Raw genomic sequence first — 16,510 nt, forward strand, 5'->3', positions numbered from 1 at the left:
TTGTGGTCCCTGCCGCCTTACATGTGGCTGAAGATGTCGTGGTCGGCCCAGCCGGCGATATCCAGCCGCGCCCGCGTGGGAAGGAAATCGAAACAGGCCTGCGCGAGTTCCGTCCGCCCTTCGCGTTCCAGCCGCTCGACCAGCTTTTCGCGCATGCGGTGGAGATAGCGTACGTCCGACGCCGCATAGTCGCGCTGGGCTTCGGACAGCTCCTTGCCGCCCCAGTCGCTCGACTGCTGCTGCTTGGAGATATTCTCGCCCACCAGCTCTTCCACCAGCACTTTGAGCCCGTGGCGATCGGTGTAGGTGCGCACCAGCTTGCTGGCGATCTTGGTGCAGAACACCGGCGCGGCCATCACGCCGAGGTAATATTCGATGGCGGCGAGGTCGAAACGGGCGAAGTGGTACAGCTTCAGCCGCTCCGGATCGGCGAGCACGGCGGTGAGGTTCGGCGCGTCGTAATCGCTGCCGGAGTTGAAGCGGACGAGATGCTCGTCCCCCTGCCCATCGCTGATTTGGACGACACACAGCCGGTCGCGCGGCGTGACGAGGCCCATCGTCTCCGTATCGACGGCAATCGGGCCCGGCGCGAGGACGCCTTCGGGCAGGTCTTCTTCGTGGAAATATACAGCCATAGGCTGAGCGCCTTAGGCGACATGGGGATTGAGGGGAAGAGGCGCTGGCGGGTGCGCTGCGGCGGGCCTAGGCAGGGCGGGCCGATGACCGACGATCCCGTCCCCCCCGCCTGGCGCGCAATCCTGGAGCCGGTGCTCGCCTCTCCGCAAGCGCGGGCGCTGGGCGGCTGGCTGCAGGCCGAGGAGGCGGCGGGCAAGGCAATCTACCCGCCGCGCGGGCAGCGGCTGCGCGCACTGGAACTGACCGCGCCGGAGGATGCCAAGGTCGTCATCCTGGGGCAGGACCCGTATCACGGGCCGGGGCAGGCGATGGGACTCAGCTTCTCCGTGCCCGAAGGCGTCCGTATCCCGCCGTCGCTGCGCAATATCTACACCGAGCTGGAAAGCGATCTCGGCATCGTCCGGCCCGGCCACGGCGACCTGACGCGCTGGGCGCAGCGCGGTGTGCTGCTGCTCAACAACACGCTGACGGTGGAGGACGGCAAGGCCGGCAGCCACGCGGGCAAGGGGTGGGACGCGATCACCGACGCCTGCGTCGCCGCCATCGCCGCGCAGGACACGCCGTCGGTGTTCATCCTGTGGGGCAGCCACGCGCAGAAGAAGGCCGCGCGCATTCCCGGCCTTTCGGACGGGAGGCACCTGGTGATCGAGAGCCCGCATCCCAGCCCGCTGTCCGCCCGGCGCGGTTTTTTCGGCAGCCGCCCGTTCAGCCGTGCAAATGCCTTCCTCGATGCCAAGGGACGCGGCGGGATCGACTGGCGGCCCTGATAAACGCGCTCCCGCATACTCAGCGTTAACCATGCTGCGGGAGTATTTGCTAAGCCGCTTGGGCCTAATGCGCCCCGATGCGGCATGAAATCTTTACGAATGGGGCCACCGGGACGGTTGCCATCGGCGACCTCCTCGGCGCGTTCAGCTATGCGCTCGACCTGACGGAAGGGCAGCCGGCCGGCCATTCCGTCCGCTGTGCCTACATCGCCGGGCGCATTGCCGACCGCCTCGGCCTCGACAGCGTGGACCGCGGCCACTGTCACATGACCGCGCTGATGAAGGACCTCGGCTGCAGTTCGAACGCCGCCCGGATTGCCGAGCTCTATTTGGCCGACGACCGCGAGTTCAAGCAGCGCTGGAAGACCATCCCGACCGGCCTGCCGTCCACCCTGCGCTTCGTCTTCGGGGAGACGGGTAAGACCGCGCGCTTCGGGCAGAAGATCGGCGCCATCGCCAACATCCTGCGCAACGGTGACGAGGTGGCGCAGGAAATGATCGTGTCGCGCTGCACCCGCGGGGCCAACGTGGCGCGCGACCTGCAGCTCGACGACACCGTGGCGCGGGGCATCTACCACCTCGACGAGCACTGGGACGGGTCGGGCCGCCCGGACGGGCTTGCCGGCACCGCGATCCCGCTCGCCTCGCGCGTGGCGCTGCTCGCCCAGATCGCGGACGTGTTCCACCAGGCCGGCGGGCGCGATGGGGCGCGGATGGAAGTCGTGCGGCGGATGGGCGGCTGGCTCGATCCCGAACTGGTGCTGGTCTTCCGGGGCCTCGCCGGGGAAACCGATTTCTGGCGCGACCTCGAATCGCCGCTGGTCGATGCCATCGTCAATGCCCGCGCCCCGCGCGATCTCGTCGCGGTGGACGAGGATTACCTCGACGCGGTTACCGCCGCGTTCGGGCGCGTGGTCGATGCGAAGAGCCCCTACACGGCGGGTCATTCGACGCGGGTCGCCGACTTTGCCGAAGGGCTGGCGCGCAAGCTCGACGTTCCCGAAGGCCGCGTGCGCCAGCTGCGCCGTGCGGCGGCATTGCACGATATCGGCAAGCTCGGCGTCTCAAGCGCGGTGCTGGAAAAGCCGGGCAAGCTGGACGACGGGGAGTGGGGCGAAATGCGCGAGCATGCCGCCCACACCGCGCGCATCCTGGGGCGCATCGGCCCGTTCGCGGAAATGGCCGAGATCGCCTCTGCCCATCACGAACGGCTCGACGGGGCGGGCTATCCGCTCGGACTCAGGGACACGCAGATCCGGCGCGAGACGCGGATCATCACGACCTGCGATTTCTACGACGCGCTCACCGCCGACCGCCCCTATCGCGGGGCGATGCCGGTGGAAAAGGCGCTCGGCGTCATGGCGGGCGAGGTCGGCAAGGCCGTCGATCCCGAATGCTTTGCCGCGCTGCGCGAACTGGTGGCGAGCGACGAGACGCTGGCCGCCTGACCGCGCGCCGCCTTCGCCCCGGCCTCAGATAACCTCGCCGCCTTCCGCGCGCAGCAATGCTGCGACGTCGGCCGGTTCGGCATGCAGGCTGCGCGTATCGACGGTGAGGAAGGTCTTGCCGGTGCGGATCTGGCTTTCGAGGTGGTTGGCCGCGACCTCGTCCACGTCGACATCGTCGAGCATGCGGGCGATCGCCCCGCCGGTCGCGCCGAGCATGCCGCTGACCGTCGCCATCGAGCCATAGGTCGAGGCGAGGATCGCGCCCGAGGCGGCAACCGGCCCCACGCCGGGAATGGAAAACACCGCGAGGCCGAACAACGCGCCCGCAAGGCCGGTGCCCGCAACCGTGCCCGCGACCTGCATCGGGCTGTGTCCCTGCTGCCAGCCGATCTGCGTGTCCATGAAGCGGCTTGCGCGCCAGAACTTGCTGATCCGGTCCTTGGGAACGCCGGCATAGAGCAGTTCGCCGATGGCGCGGTCGGCCTGCTGCCGCCGCTCGAACACCGCGAGCACGGTGTATTCGTCGAGCGTGGACAAGGCCTCGTGCGCGGCGGCGAAATCGCGGGCGAAGGCGTGGCGCGCTGCCGCGTGGGCGAACCACAGGCGCAGGCCGGCATTCTCCCGCAGCCGGGCCGCGCTGTCCGACAGGTGGGGCCGGTGCAGCGTGCGCAGCATCTGTTCGACCGACATCGGCCGCAGCACCTGGTCGGTCGCGCGGTTGATCCATTCCGATTCGATCGGGCGCGGATGGCTGTCGGGGAGGAAGTTGAGCGCCGCCAGCTCGACGGCCTTGATCACGAACGCGGTGTCGGAGGCGTGGTCGGCTTCCATCGCGGGATGGCTAACACGCGGCGGCCGGAGCGCCTAGAGCGGCGTTCCGTTTTGTTCCGGATTGATGCACCCGTGCCCCGGCCGCACAGCCATGCGGCCGGCCGTGCGGCATCGCCCGCTCATCGCGGCAGTTCGGTCTTGCCCATCAGCGCCTCGTCCACTGCGCGGGCAGCCTGGCGGCCTTCGCGGATCGCCCAGACGACCAGGCTCTGGCCGCGGCGCATGTCGCCGCAGGCCCAAATGCCCGCCTCGCTGGTGGCATAGGCCATCTCGTCCGCCGAAACCGCACCGCGATCCGTCAGCGCCACGCCCGACTGGTCGAGCAGGCCGCGCCGCTTGGGGCCGGTGAAGCCCATTGCGAGCAGGATGAGATCGGCTTCCAGCGTGAATTCGCTGCCTTCGATCTCCTGCATGCGGCCATCCTTCCATTCGACGCGCACGCATTCCAGCCCGGCGACTTCGCCCTTCTTGCCGACCACGCGCTTGGTCAGCACGGCCCAGTCGCGCTCCGCCCCTTCCTCGTGGCTGGACGAAGTACGCAGCTTCAGCGGCCAGTCGGGCCAGGTCAGCGCCTTGTCTTCCTTTTCCGGCGGCTTGGGCATGATTTCCAGCTGGGTGACGCTTTTCGCGCCCTGCCGGTTGGATGTGCCCACGCAGTCGCTGCCGGTGTCGCCGCCGCCGATCACGACCACGTGCTTGCCGGTCGCGGTCAGGCTGCCGCGCGGCGCGGCGCGCACTTCGTCGTCACCCGCATTGCGCTTGTTCTGCTGGGTCAGGAATTCCATCGCCAGCCGCACGCCGGGAAGCTCTGCGCCCGGGATGTCGAGCTGGCGCGGTTCTTCCGCCCCGCCGGCCAGCACCACCGCATCGAAATTCTCCCGCAGCGAGGCGAGGCTGACGGTCACGCCCACTTCCGTGCTGGTGCGAAATTCGACGCCTTCCGCCTCCATCTGCACCGCACGGCGGTTGATGTGGTGCTTTTCCATCTTGAAGTCGGGGATGCCGTAACGCAGCAGCCCGCCGATCCGGTCGTTCTTTTCGAACACGGTGACCGCGTGGCCGGCGCGCGCCAGCTGCTGTGCGCAGGCCATTCCGGCGGGGCCGGAGCCGACGACGGCCACCGACTTGCCGGTCTTGCGCTGCGGCAGCTGCGGCTTGACCCAGCCTTCCTCCCACCCGCGGTCGATGATCGCGCATTCGATGCTCTTGATGGTCACCGGCTGGTCGCTGATATTGAGCGTGCAGCTCGCTTCGCACGGGGCAGGGCAGATGCGGCCGGTGAATTCCGGGAAATTGTTGGTCGAATGCAGCAGGTCGAGTGCGTTCTTCCAGTCCGCCTCGTAGACGAGGTGGTTCCAGTCCGGGATCAGGTTGTTCACCGGGCAGCCGTTGTGACAATAGGGGATGCCGCAGTTCATGCAGCGCGCGGCCTGCCCCTGCAGCATGTCCTCCGGCGGGGAGACGACGAATTCGTCGTAGTTCTTCAGCCGCTCTTCGGGCGCGAGATAGTCCCGCTCGCGCCGCTCGATTTCGAGAAATCCGGTTTCCTTGCCCATTCTACCTACTCCGCCGCCACGCTGGCAGCTTCTTCCCGCTCAGCTTCCAGCGCCTGCAGCGCGGCGCGGTAATCGCGGGGCATGACCTTGACGAACTTGCCGAGCGCGGCGTCCCAATCCTCCAGCAACGCGGCGGCGCGGGCCGACCCGGTGTGGAGCTGGTGCCGCTCGACCAGGATGCGCAGCCGCTCGGCATCGTGGCGCAGCATGTCGCCCATGCCGGTATCGTCCACGCTGGCGGCGCGCTGACTGGGCCGTCCGGTGCCGTCTTCTTCATCGCGGCCGGGCGAAATCGCCTTGATATCGACCATCGCGGTGTTGCAACGCTTCGCGAAGTCGCCGTCCGGATCGTAGACATAGGCGACCCCGCCGCTCATCCCCGCGGCAAAGTTGCGGCCCGTCGCGCCCAGCACGGCGACGACGCCGCCGGTCATGTACTCGCAGGCATGGTCGCCCGCGCCTTCGACCACCGCGACGGCGCCCGAATTGCGCACCGCGAACCGTTCGCCCGCGACGCCGGCGAAATAGGCTTCGCCCGCGATCGCACCGTAAAGCACCGTGTTACCGACGATGATATTCTCGGTCGGCTCACGCCCGACGCTGTCGGGCTGGCGCACCACGATGCGGCCGCCCGACAGGCCCTTGCCGACATAGTCGTTGGCATCGCCCGTCAGGCTGAGCGTCACCCCGTGGGCGAGCCATGCGCCGAAGCTCTGCCCGGCGACGCCCGTCAGTTCGATCCGGATGGCGTCCTGCGGCAACCCGCGATGGCCATGCGCCCGCGCGATCTCGCCCGACAGCATGGTGCCCACCGTGCGGTTGGTGTTGCCGATGGTGCGCTGGAGCACGACCGGGTCGCCGCCGTCGATGGCGCCCCTTGCCGCCTCGATCAGCTCGACATCCATCGCGGCGGCAAGGCCGTGGTCCTGCGTTCCGGTCTGGTAATATTGCTCGCCCGTTTCGAGCGGGACCTGGTGCAGGATGCGGCCGAGGTCCACGCCCTTCGCCTTCCAGTGCGACAGGGCGCGGCGCATGTCGAGCCGGTCGACCCGGCCGATCATGTCCTGCAGCGTGCGGAAGCCCATTTCGGCCATGATCGCGCGCAGTTCCTCGGCGACGAAGAAGAAGTAGTTGATGACGTGTTCGGGCTGCCCGGTGAAGCGCTTGCGCAGTTCCGGGTCCTGCGTCGCCACGCCAACGGGGCAGGTGTTGAGGTGGCACTTGCGCATCATGATGCAGCCTGCCGCGATCAGCGGGGCGGTGGCGAAGCCGAACTCGTCCGCGCCCAGCAGCGCGCCGATGGCGACGTCGCGCCCGGTGCGCAGGCCGCCGTCGACCTGCACCGCAATGCGGCTGCGCAGATCGTTCAGCAGCAGCGTCTGCTGCGTTTCCGCAAGGCCGATTTCCCACGGGCTGCCCGCATGCGTCAGGCTGGTCAGAGGCGATGCGCCCGTGCCGCCTTCGTAACCGGAAATGGTGACATGGTCGGCGCGCGCCTTGGAAACGCCCGCGGCGACCGTGCCGACGCCCACTTCGGACACCAGCTTCACCGAAATGCGCGCGCTCGGCTGCACGTTCTTCAGGTCGTGGATCAGCTGCGCCAGATCCTCGATCGAATAGATGTCGTGGTGCGGCGGGGGCGAGATTAGGCCCACGCCCGGCGTCGAATGGCGGACCTTGCCGATGCGCTTGTCCACCTTGTGGCCGGGCAGCTGACCGCCTTCGCCGGGCTTCGCGCCCTGCGCCATCTTGATCTGGATATCGTCCGAATTGACGAGATATTCGGTGGTCACGCCGAAGCGGCCGCTAGCGACCTGCTTGATGCGGCTGCGCATCGAATCGCCGTTGGCCAGCGGCTGGAAGCGTTCCGGCTCCTCCCCGCCTTCACCGGTGTTGCTGCGCCCGCCGATGCGGTTCATCGCCACGGCCAGCGTGGAATGCGCCTCGTGGCTGATCGACCCGAAGCTCATGGCCCCGGTGCTGAAACGCTTGACGATTTCGCTGGCCGGTTCGACTTCCTCCAGCGGCACCGGCTTGTCGGCGCGCCGGAATTCCATCAGCCCGCGGATGGTCAGCAAACGTTCGGCCTGGTCGTTCAGCGACTGGGCGAAGGCCTTGTAATTTTCCGGCAGGTTGCCGCGCACCGCGTGCTGCAAATTGGCGATGTTGGCCGGGGTCCAGGCGTGATCCTCGCCCCGCAGGCGGTACTGGTAGATGCCGCCCACATCCAGCATCGACTTGTAGATCGGGTTGTCGCCATGCGCGATGGCGTGGCGGCGCACCGCCTCTTCAGCGACTTCGGTCAGCCCGATGCCTTCGATCGTGGTGGCGGTACCGGTGAAATAGCGGTCGATCAAATCGTGGTTGAGGCCCACGGCATCGAAGATCTGCGCCCCGCAATAGGACTGGTAGGTCGAGATGCCCATCTTGGACATGACCTTCTGGATGCCCTTGCCCACGCCCTTGATGTAGTTCTTGCGCACCTCGTCCGCATCGACGGTCGGGAACTTGCGGGCACGCAGGTCTTCCAGCGTTTCCAGCGCGACATAGGGGTTGATCGCTTCCGCGCCGTAACCGGCAAGGACGCAGAAATGGTGCACTTCGCGTGCCTCGCCGGTTTCGATGACAAGGCCGGTCTGCATGCGCAGGCCCTGCCGCACGAGGTGGTGGTGGACCGCCGCAGTTGCGAGCAGCGCGGGCATCGGCACGCGGTCGCGGCTCTGCGCGCGGTCGGACAGGATCAGGATATTGTGGTCCTGCAACACCGCCTCGGTCGCCGCCCAGCACATTTCCTTGATCGCGAGGCCGATCCCCTCGACGCCCGACGCGGCATCCCAGGTGATGTCGACCGTGGCCGTGCGGAACGCGCCGTCGAGCGCGCTTTCCACGCTGCGGATCTTGGCCAGGTCCTCGTTGTTCAGGATCGGCTGGCTGACTTCCAGCCGCTTGTGCGTGCCGGCATCCCGGCCGAGCAGGTTCGGGCGCGGGCCGATCATCGACAGCAGGCTCATCACCAGTTCTTCGCGGATCGGGTCGATCGGCGGGTTGGTGACCTGCGCGAAGTTCTGCTTGAAATAGTCGTAGAGCAGGCGGCTCTTCTCGCTCAGCACGGCGATCGGCGTGTCGGTGCCCATCGACCCGATCGGATCCTCACCGTGGATCGCCATCGGCTCGAGGAACTTGGTCAGGTCCTCCTGCGTGTAGCCGAACGCCTGCTGGCGCTGCAGCAGCGTGGTCGAATGTTCGGGCGTTTCCGCCAGTTCGGGGTCGATCGTGTCGAGATCGGCCAGCTTGTATTGCGCCTTTTCCAGCCATTCGGCATAGGGATGCGCGCTGCTCAGCTCGGCCTTCAGTTCGGCATCCTCGATGATGCGGCCTTCCTCCAGGTCGATCACGAACATCTTGCCGGGCTGCAGGCGCCATTTGCGCACGATGTCTTCCTCCGCGACCGGCAGCACGCCGCTTTCGCTGGCGAGGATGACGTGGTCGTCCTTCGTCACCAGGTAGCGCGCCGGGCGCAGGCCGTTGCGGTCCAGCGTGGCGCCGATCTGGCGCCCGTCGGTGAACGCAACTGCCGCCGGCCCGTCCCACGGCTCCATCAGCGCGGCATGGTATTCGTAGAAAGCGTGACGATCGGCATCCATCAGCGGGTTGCGCGCCCATGCCTCCGGGATCAGCATCATCATCGCGTGGGCGAGGCTGTATCCGCCCGCGACCAGCAGCTCGAGCGCGTTGTCGAGGCAGGCCGTGTCGCTCTGCCCGTGCGGGATCAGCGGCCACATCTTGTCGAGATCGGGGCCGAGCAATTCGGATTCCATCGTCCGCCGGCGCGCGTTCATCCAGTTCACGTTCCCGCGCACGGTGTTGATCTCGCCGTTGTGCGCCATGAAGCGATAGGGGTGGGCGAGCCGCCAGCTGGGGAAGGTGTTGGTGCTGAAACGCTGGTGGACGAGGCCGAGCGCGGACACGCAGTCGGGATCGCGCAGGTCGTCGTAGAACGTGCCCACCTGCGTCGCCAGCAGCAGCCCCTTGTAGACGAGCGTGCGGCTGGAAAAGCTCGGCATGTAGGTCTGCTTCAGGCCGGGCAGGTCGTGCTTTTCGGCCAGCGCCGCGAGCGGGTTCAGCGTCTGCTTGCGGATCACGACCAGCTTGCGCTCGAACGCGTCCTGGTCGGCGCAATTGTCCCCCCGGGCGACGATGCACTGGCGGATCACCGGCATCGATTCGAGCACCGCCTTGCCGATCCCGTCGAGCGTGGTCGGCACGTCGCGCCAGCCGAGGACCTGCTGGCCTTCCTTGGCGACGAACTTCTCGAGCTGCGCCACGGCGAAATCGCGCGCTGCCTCGTCCTGCGGCAGGAAGCACATGGCGACGGCATAGTCGCCCGGCTGCGGCAGGGTGACGCCTTCGCCGTCGGCCCACTTGCGCAGCAGCGGATCGGGCACCTGCATCAGCAGGCCCGCGCCGTCACCCAGAAGCGGGTCCGCGCCGACCGCGCCGCGATGGTCGAGATTGGCAAGGATCTGCAGCGCCTGCGTCACGATGTCGTGGGTTTTCTTGCCCTTGATATGGGCGATGAAGCCGACCCCGCACGCGTCGTGTTCGTTCCGGGAATCGTACAGGCCGTCCCGGGTCGTGTTTTCGAGGCGCAGCGTGCGGTCCATTTGCTCTCCTGCCCTGACGAGGCGTGAATACGGGGCCTTCCGGCGGTTTTCCATCGGCGAAGCGGCGGCCTGAACGGGAAGCGGGCCGATAGTTACAATTGCAACTATGGCACGATTTCCCGACCGCTACGCCCAGAAAATGTCGTGAAATCCCCTCATGGCGAAACATCCGTATTTTTGCAACTGCGAACACGTATGCACGTCCATAGGGTTACTGCCCTTGACGAGGTGCCCGTGGCGGGCGCAGGATGCCCGGTGGGATAGAGAGAGGAGAGAGCCATGGGCGAGGCAATTCGTCGCACGGGCCATCGCGATGCACCGGCAACGACCGGCAAGCGCCATCACAAGACACTGGGCCAGCGGATGAGCGACCATGTCGCCTACGCCTTGCTGGTCTATACCGGACTCCTGATCTTCGTCACCATGGGCGCGCTCGACAAGAGCGGCAGCTCCATGTCGCTCCTCCCCTATTTCTCGCTCGTGATCCTCGTCGCGCTGATCATCCCGGCCTGCCGCAAGTTCGAAGCGCGCTGGCTGGCGTTCGACGAGCAGGGCGAAGCTGCATCCGGCGTGAAATCGCGTTTCACGCGCGACGTCCTGATCCTGTGGGGCGTGGCCATCGGCCTGCCCTTCGCCCTCACGGCGCTCGCAAAGGTCCTTCTCGCCTGAGGCAGCCTTACGCGGAACCTATGGCAGCGACCGCCCGTTCGCCGGCCATGCTTTGGCTTACCATCCTGTACCAGCGCGCCCCATATCAACGAGTTAGAGCCGCGCTTTTCGCCGTGCTCGTGCTCATCGCGCTGGCCATCATTCCCGTCGCTTCCTCCCAGGCTGCCATCCCGCTAGGCGAGCCTGCGCCGGCCGAAGCGACGGCAGAACCCGAAGGCGCCATTTCGAGCACCCGTGACGCCAGCGCCGACGAGGCGACCGCCGCCCGCCTGCGCGCGATCTACACCGCGATCCCGGCGCTGGAGCAGGTCGAGGTCAGCGTCAACGAAGGCGTCGTGACGCTCGGCGGGCTGGCTCCCGATGCCGAATCGATCACCCGGGCGGAGGAAATCGCCGCCCGCGGCGAGGACGTCGTGACGGTGCAGAACGATATCGCCCGCGATACCTCGCTCGGCCAGGATTTCGGGCTCGGCGGCGTGGCGGAGAAATTCCGCGATTTCGTCGCCATGCTGCCGCTCATCGCCGCGGCGCTGGTGGTGGCTTTCCTGATCGCGATGCTCGGTTACCTGATTGCCGGGTTCAAGCCGCTGTGGGCGCGGGTTGCGCCGAACAGCTTCATGGTCGGCGTGATCCAGACGGCGATCCGCTTCGTCTTCATCGTCGGTGGTCTCGTCATCGCGCTCGACATGCTGGGCGCTTCCGCTCTGCTCGGCGCGGTGCTCGGCGGGGCGGGCGTCATCGGCCTCGCGCTCGGTTTCGCGATGCGCGATACAGTCGAAAATTACGTCGCCTCGCTGATGCTCAGCCTGCGCCAGCCGTTCCGCGCCAACGACCATGTGGTCATCGGCGACAAGGAAGGCCGGGTCATCCGCCTGACCAGCCGCGCTACCATCCTGATGACGCTGGACGGCAACCACCTGCGCATCCCCAATGGGCAGGTCTTCAAGGACATCATCCTCAACTACACCCGCAATCCGCAGCGCCGCTTCGAATTCGAGCTGGGCGTGGATGCGGATGACGATGCCATGGCCGCGCGCGAACTGGCGATCGAGACGCTGAAAGGCCTCCCCTACGTGCTCGGCGATCCGCCGCCCGAGGCGCGCGTTACCGCGGTGGGCGATTCGAACGTCGTCATCCAGGTGCTGGCGTGGATCGACCAGTCGCAGACCGACTGGCACAAGGCGCGCAGCCGCACGATCCCCGCGGTCAAGGTCGCGCTGGAGGAGGCCGGGTTCGGCCTGCCCGAGCCGATCTATCGCCTGCGCTTCGACCCGCGCAGCGCGACCCTGCCGTTCGAGAATATCGAGGCGTCGAAAGGCAAACCGAAGGAAGCGGCGCCGCAGCCCAGGAAGCCCGCGCCCAAGCCTTCGCCCGACGCCGCCGACCACGATGTCGCGCCGGACAACGAAGTCGCCCGCATGGTCGACAGCGAACGCGCCGCAGGGGGCGAGACCGACCTGCTCGATAGCGGCAGGCCGGTGGAATAGGTCGACTAACCAGGCGGTGATAGCAGAAGGGCGCCCGCCCGGACCTGCCCCGCAGCCGGAACGCAGTCCCGGCGGAGGGAACGGCAGGGAGGATTACGAACCCTTGGCCCGCTCGATGCTTTCCAGCACGATCTGCCGCGCTTCGGCCGCGTCGCCCCAGTTGCCGACGCGTACCCACTTCTCGGCTTCCAGGTCCTTGTAGTGGGTGAAGAAGTGCTCGATCTGGCTGAAGATGATGCTCGGCAGGTCCTTCGTTTCCCCGACGTCGGAGTAATAGGGGAAGGTGGTGTCCACCGGCACGCAGATCAGCTTCTCGTCGCCGCCGTGCTCGTCTTCCAGGTTGAGCACGCCGATGGGCCGGGCGCGCACGACGCTGCCGGCGATGAAGGGGCTGCGCGCGATGACCAACGCGTCGAGCGGGTCGCCGTCGGGGCTGAGCGTGTGGGGCACGAAGCCGTAATTCGCCGGATAACGCATCGGCGTGTGCAGGATGCGGTCGACGAACAGCGCGCCGGATGCCTTGTCGAACTCGTACTTCACGGGTTCGCCGCCGGTCGGCACTTCGATGATGACGTTGAGGCTCTCGGGCGGGTTGTCGCCCGTGGGGATCTTGCTGATGTCCATAGTGGGGCGCGCTCTAGCCGCGATGCTGCACATGCGAAAGGGTGTTTCGGCAGCGCGATTGCAGAATGCCCGCGCCTCGCCTAATTGCGCGGCCATGGCAAAGACACCCCCCAAGAACCTGCAGGCAATTCGCGGAACGCAGGACATATTCGGCGCCGAAGCGGAGGCATTCGCCTTCGTCGTCGACACGTTCGAACGCGTCCGCAAGCTCTACCGCTTCCGCCGCGTGGAAATGCCGGTGTTCGAAAAGACCGAGGTGTTCAGCCGCGCGATCGGCGAGACGACCGATGTCGTGTCGAAGGAAATGTACTCGTTTGAGGATCGCGGCGGGGATTCGCTGACCCTGCGGCCCGAATTCACCGCCGGGATAGCGCGCGCCTTTCTCTCCAACGGCTGGCAGCAGCACGCGCCGCTGAAGGTCGCGACCCACGGCCCGCTGTTCCGCTACGAGCGGCCGCAGAAGGGGCGCTATCGCCAGTTCCACCAGATCGATGCGGAGATAATCGGCGCGGCAGAGCCGCAGGCGGATGTCGAACTGCTCGCGATGGCCGACCAGCTGCTGAAGGAGGTCGGCATCGAAGGCGTGACGCTGCATCTCAACACGCTGGGCGACGGCGACAGCCGCGAGGCATGGCGCGCTGCGCTGGTCGAGCATTTCCGCGCCGTGAAGGACGAGCTTTCGGAGGATTCGCAGGAGCGGCTGGAGAAGAACCCGCTGCGCATCCTCGATTCCAAGGACCGCCGCGACCGGCGCTTCGTGGCCGATGCGCCGAAGATCGACCAGTTCCTGTCGGACGAGGCGCGCGCCTTCTTCGAGGCGGTCACCTCCGGGCTGGATGCGGCGGGCGTGAAGTGGACCCGCGCAGAAAGCCTCGTGCGCGGCCTCGATTACTATCGCCACACGGCTTTCGAATTTATTCCCGACGAGGGTAGCGAGGCCGCCGGCAAGCTCGGCAGCCAGAGCACGATCCTCGGCGGCGGACGCTACGACGGGCTGATGGAAAGCCTCGGCGGCGCACCGACGCCGGCTGTGGGCTGGGCTGCGGGCATCGAGCGGCTGGCGATGTTGGTGGACGAAGGCAAGGCCCTATGGAGCGACGATTGGACTGTTGCGGTCATTCCAATAGGTGATGATGCCGAGAATGAGGCGCAGCAGATTGTCGCCGCTTTGCGCAACGAGAGCATCTCTTGCGAATATGCGTTCAAAGGCAACATGAAGAAAAGAATGCAAAAAGCTTCGGCGGCCGGTGCTCGCTACGCGCTGTTATTGGGCGAGGACGAAATTGCAAATGGCATAGTGACCGTGCGCGATATGAAATCCGGGGAACAAGCTCCGATGAAACGCGAATGGATACCCCAGGGGGTATTCGATCTGCTGTTCGAGAATGATTCTGCAAAGCATTTTGGAGAAACGGTGCGTCCGCTAGTGGAGCGACTGAAGTCGCGCTGACCGTCACCCCGGACGTGATCCGGGGTCCCGCTTTCAATCTTCCGGCGGGACGGTAAGTAGCGGGATCCCGGCTCGATGGCCGGGATGACGAAGTGAAAGATATCTAGTGCAAGTACCCGCCGAACGCCTCGACCAGATCGCCCATCGCTTCGCCGAGCTCGAAGCGCGGATGGCGTCGGGCCAGCTTGAAGGCGATGCATTCGTGCAGGCGAGCCGCGACTATGCCGAGCTGGAGCCGGTCGCGAAGCTGGCGCTGGGCGTGCGCGACATGCGCGGCGAAATCGCCGGGCTGGAAGAGATGCTCGCCGACCCGGAAATGAAGGATATGGCGGCTGAGGAGCTGGCGGACATCCGCGCGCGTCTACCCGAAGCCGAACGGCAGCTCGCCATCGCAATGCTCCCGCGCGATTCCGCCGATGCGAAGCCCGCCATGCTCGAAATCCGCGCCGGCACGGGCGGGGACGAGGCGGCGCTGTTCGCCGGCGACCTGTTCCGCATGTATGAACGCTTCGCCGCCGAACAGGGCTGGAAAGTCGAGCCCGTCAGCATGAGCGCCAGCGAAGTCGGCGGTTTCAAGGAAATCGTCGCCAACGTCACCGGCACCGGCGTGTTCGCCAAGCTCAAGTTCGAGAGCGGCGTCCACCGCGTCCAGCGCGTGCCGGAAACCGAAAGTGGCGGCCGCATCCACACTTCCGCTGCCACCGTGGCCGTGCTGCCCGAACCGGACGAGGTCGACGTCCAGATCGATCCGACCGAGCTCAAGATCGACACCTATCGCGCCAGCGGCGCGGGAGGCCAGCACGTCAACACCACCGACAGCGCGATCCGCATCACTCACTTGCCGACGAACACGGTCGTCACCTGCCAGGACGGGCGCAGCCAACACAAGAACCGCGAAAAGGCGATGCAGGTGCTGCGCGCGCGGCTCTACGAACAGCAGCGCGAAGAGGCGCAGGGCGCGGAGGCCGAGGCGCGCAAGGCGATGGTCGGCAGCGGCGACCGGTCGGAACGCATCCGCACGTATAATTACCCGCAAGGCCGCGTGACCGACCACCGCATCGGCCTGACCTTGCAGAAACTGCCGCAGATCATCGCCGGGCCGGGTCTCGGCGAACTCGTCGACGCGCTGATCGCCGAGGACGAGGCCAAGCGGCTGGCGGCGATGGACGGGTGACGGGCTTTCGAGCAGTCAAGCTTGGCCTTCGACAGGCTCAGGCTGAGCGGGCGTGGAGGATACTTGATCGAGAATCCGCTCGTCCTGAGCCGGTGTCGCTTCGCGAGAGCTTCGCTTCCGAAGGACAGTCACGAGGCTCGCGAGCATGACCGCCGCCGAAGCCATCCGCGAGGCAACGGCGCGGCTTTCCGCAACCAGCGATACCGCACGGCTCGATGCCGAATTGCTGATGGCCCACGCGCTCAGGGTCTCGCGCTCGGACCTCCTGGTTCGCGGCCTGGCGGTGGAGAACTGGCACGCGCCGGAGGGTTTCGAGGCGTTGGTGGACAGGCGGGCGGCGTGCGAGCCGCTGGCCTACATCGTCGGATCCGCCGAATTCTATGGCAGGCCATTCCGGGTGACGCCCGATGTTCTCATCCCCCGCCCGGACAGCGAAAGCGTGGTCGATGCGGCTTTGGAGGCTGCGCCCGGTGCAACGCGGGTGCTCGATCTCGGCACCGGTTCGGGCGCGCTCCTCATCATCCTGCTCAGGAAGCTGCCGAAAGCTACGGGAGTGGGAATCGATGCCTCTGCGGCGGCGCTGGAGATTGCAGCCGAGAACGCACTGGTGAACCGCCATGTGGCCGAACGCGCGGATTTTCGCTTGGGCGACTGGACGCAAGCGGGCTGGGCGGACGATTTCGGCCGGTTCGACCTCGTCATCTGCAATCCCCCCTACGTCGAGGATGACGCCGAATTGCAGCGCGACGTGCGCGAGTACGAGCCGGCAAGCGCCTTGTTCGCCGGACCCGAAGGGCTGGACGACTACCGCATCCTCATCCCGCAGCTGCCCGCCCTGCTGACCGGGGACGGGGTCGCCGTGCTGGAAATCGGGCACACGCAGGCAGAGGCCGTAGGCGCCATCGCGGCGGAAGCGGGCTTCTCTGTGACGCTGCGGCAGGACCTCGGCGGGCGTCCGCGCGCGCTGATTCTCTCGCTTGACCGTGGGGAAAGCCGGTAATTAGGGCTTGGCAAGGGTTGAATCGGTAGCTAACTCTTGTGACACGGCCTCCCGAGGGACGAACATTCCCCTCCGGCGCGGCTGTACTCCAAAATTTGCGGTAACGCGCGGGCCGGGTGCCTGCGCACATCGCAAGCGAGGAGAAACCGGCTGCGCGCATGCGGCGCGCGCCGGACTGCAAGCGTCATGGGCGCGGGTGCAAAT

Annotated in this window: 12 protein-coding genes; 7 read left to right on the forward strand and 5 right to left on the reverse strand. The window is 66.8% G+C overall.

The features are described from left to right. Positions 1–17: 17 nt before the first annotated feature. Entirely contained in the window at positions 18–635 is a 618-nt protein-coding gene (locus VCJ71_RS10510) for a ribonuclease D (protein ID WP_324641055.1), read from the reverse strand. A gap of 84 nt (positions 636–719) precedes the next feature. Here VCJ71_RS10510 and VCJ71_RS10515 point away from each other — a divergent pair, with 84 nt between their 5' ends. Together VCJ71_RS10515 and VCJ71_RS10520 are read left to right on the forward strand one after the other, a co-directional pair. Next, positions 720–1,403: a uracil-DNA glycosylase gene (locus VCJ71_RS10515; protein WP_324641056.1), complete on the forward strand. Its 684-nt coding sequence runs from the start codon at positions 720–722 to the stop codon at positions 1,401–1,403. A 77-nt stretch (positions 1,404–1,480) separates the two neighbouring features. Further along, on the forward strand, positions 1,481–2,851 hold the full coding sequence (locus VCJ71_RS10520) for an HD-GYP domain-containing protein (protein ID WP_324641057.1): 1,371 nt from the start codon (positions 1,481–1,483) through the stop codon (positions 2,849–2,851). 24 nt (positions 2,852–2,875) lie between these two features. Here the strand turns inward: VCJ71_RS10520 and VCJ71_RS10525 are convergent, their stop codons facing one another. The 3 genes from VCJ71_RS10525 to gltB all read right to left on the reverse strand — a co-directional run bounded on the left by VCJ71_RS10525 (position 2,876) and on the right by gltB (position 9,902). Next, a complete protein-coding gene (locus VCJ71_RS10525) occupies positions 2,876–3,682 on the reverse strand; it encodes a hypothetical protein (RefSeq protein ID WP_324641058.1) in 807 nt (268 codons plus the stop codon). A 119-nt stretch (positions 3,683–3,801) separates the two neighbouring features. Next, positions 3,802–5,238, reverse strand: coding sequence for a glutamate synthase subunit beta (locus tag VCJ71_RS10530; protein ID WP_324641059.1), 1,437 nt, complete (start codon positions 5,236–5,238; stop codon positions 3,802–3,804). A 5-nt stretch (positions 5,239–5,243) separates the two neighbouring features. Then, positions 5,244–9,902 carry a glutamate synthase large subunit gene (gene gltB / locus VCJ71_RS10535; RefSeq protein ID WP_324641060.1) on the reverse strand — a complete coding sequence of 1,553 codons (4,659 nt, stop codon included), beginning with the start codon at positions 9,900–9,902 and terminating at the stop codon, positions 5,244–5,246. Positions 9,903–10,181: 279 nt separating this feature from the next. Here gltB and VCJ71_RS10540 point away from each other — a divergent pair, with 279 nt between their 5' ends. Beyond that, positions 10,182–10,571 (forward strand): hypothetical protein, encoded by a 390-nt coding sequence (locus VCJ71_RS10540; protein WP_324641061.1) that lies wholly within the window; start codon positions 10,182–10,184, stop codon positions 10,569–10,571. 47 nt (positions 10,572–10,618) lie between these two features. Continuing rightward, a complete protein-coding gene (locus VCJ71_RS10545) occupies positions 10,619–12,058 on the forward strand; it encodes a mechanosensitive ion channel family protein (RefSeq protein ID WP_324641062.1) in 1,440 nt (479 codons plus the stop codon). 93 nt (positions 12,059–12,151) lie between these two features. Here the strand turns inward: VCJ71_RS10545 and ppa are convergent, their stop codons facing one another. After that, positions 12,152–12,682 carry an inorganic diphosphatase gene (gene ppa, locus VCJ71_RS10550; RefSeq protein WP_324641063.1) on the reverse strand — a complete coding sequence of 177 codons (531 nt, stop codon included), beginning with the start codon at positions 12,680–12,682 and terminating at the stop codon, positions 12,152–12,154. 94 nt (positions 12,683–12,776) lie between these two features. Between ppa and hisS the strand changes: the two genes are divergently transcribed. The 3 genes from hisS (at position 12,777) to prmC (ending at position 16,306) form a co-directional block, all read left to right on the forward strand. Further along, the gene (gene hisS / locus VCJ71_RS10555) at positions 12,777–14,132 is read left to right on the forward strand and encodes a histidine--tRNA ligase (RefSeq protein WP_324641064.1); all 1,356 of its coding nucleotides are present in this window, start codon (positions 12,777–12,779) and stop codon (positions 14,130–14,132) included. A gap of 106 nt (positions 14,133–14,238) precedes the next feature. Continuing rightward, positions 14,239–15,306 (forward strand): peptide chain release factor 1, encoded by a 1,068-nt coding sequence (gene prfA, locus VCJ71_RS10560; protein WP_324641065.1) that lies wholly within the window; start codon positions 14,239–14,241, stop codon positions 15,304–15,306. Between the two features lie 145 nt (positions 15,307–15,451). After that, positions 15,452–16,306, forward strand: coding sequence for a peptide chain release factor N(5)-glutamine methyltransferase (gene prmC, locus VCJ71_RS10565; RefSeq protein ID WP_324641066.1), 855 nt, complete (start codon positions 15,452–15,454; stop codon positions 16,304–16,306). Positions 16,307–16,510: the final 204 nt, after the last annotated feature.

The sequence above is a fragment of the Pseudoblastomonas aquimaris genome, from assembly GCF_035481675.1.
Classification (GTDB): Bacteria; Pseudomonadota; Alphaproteobacteria; order Sphingomonadales; family Sphingomonadaceae; genus Alteriqipengyuania_B.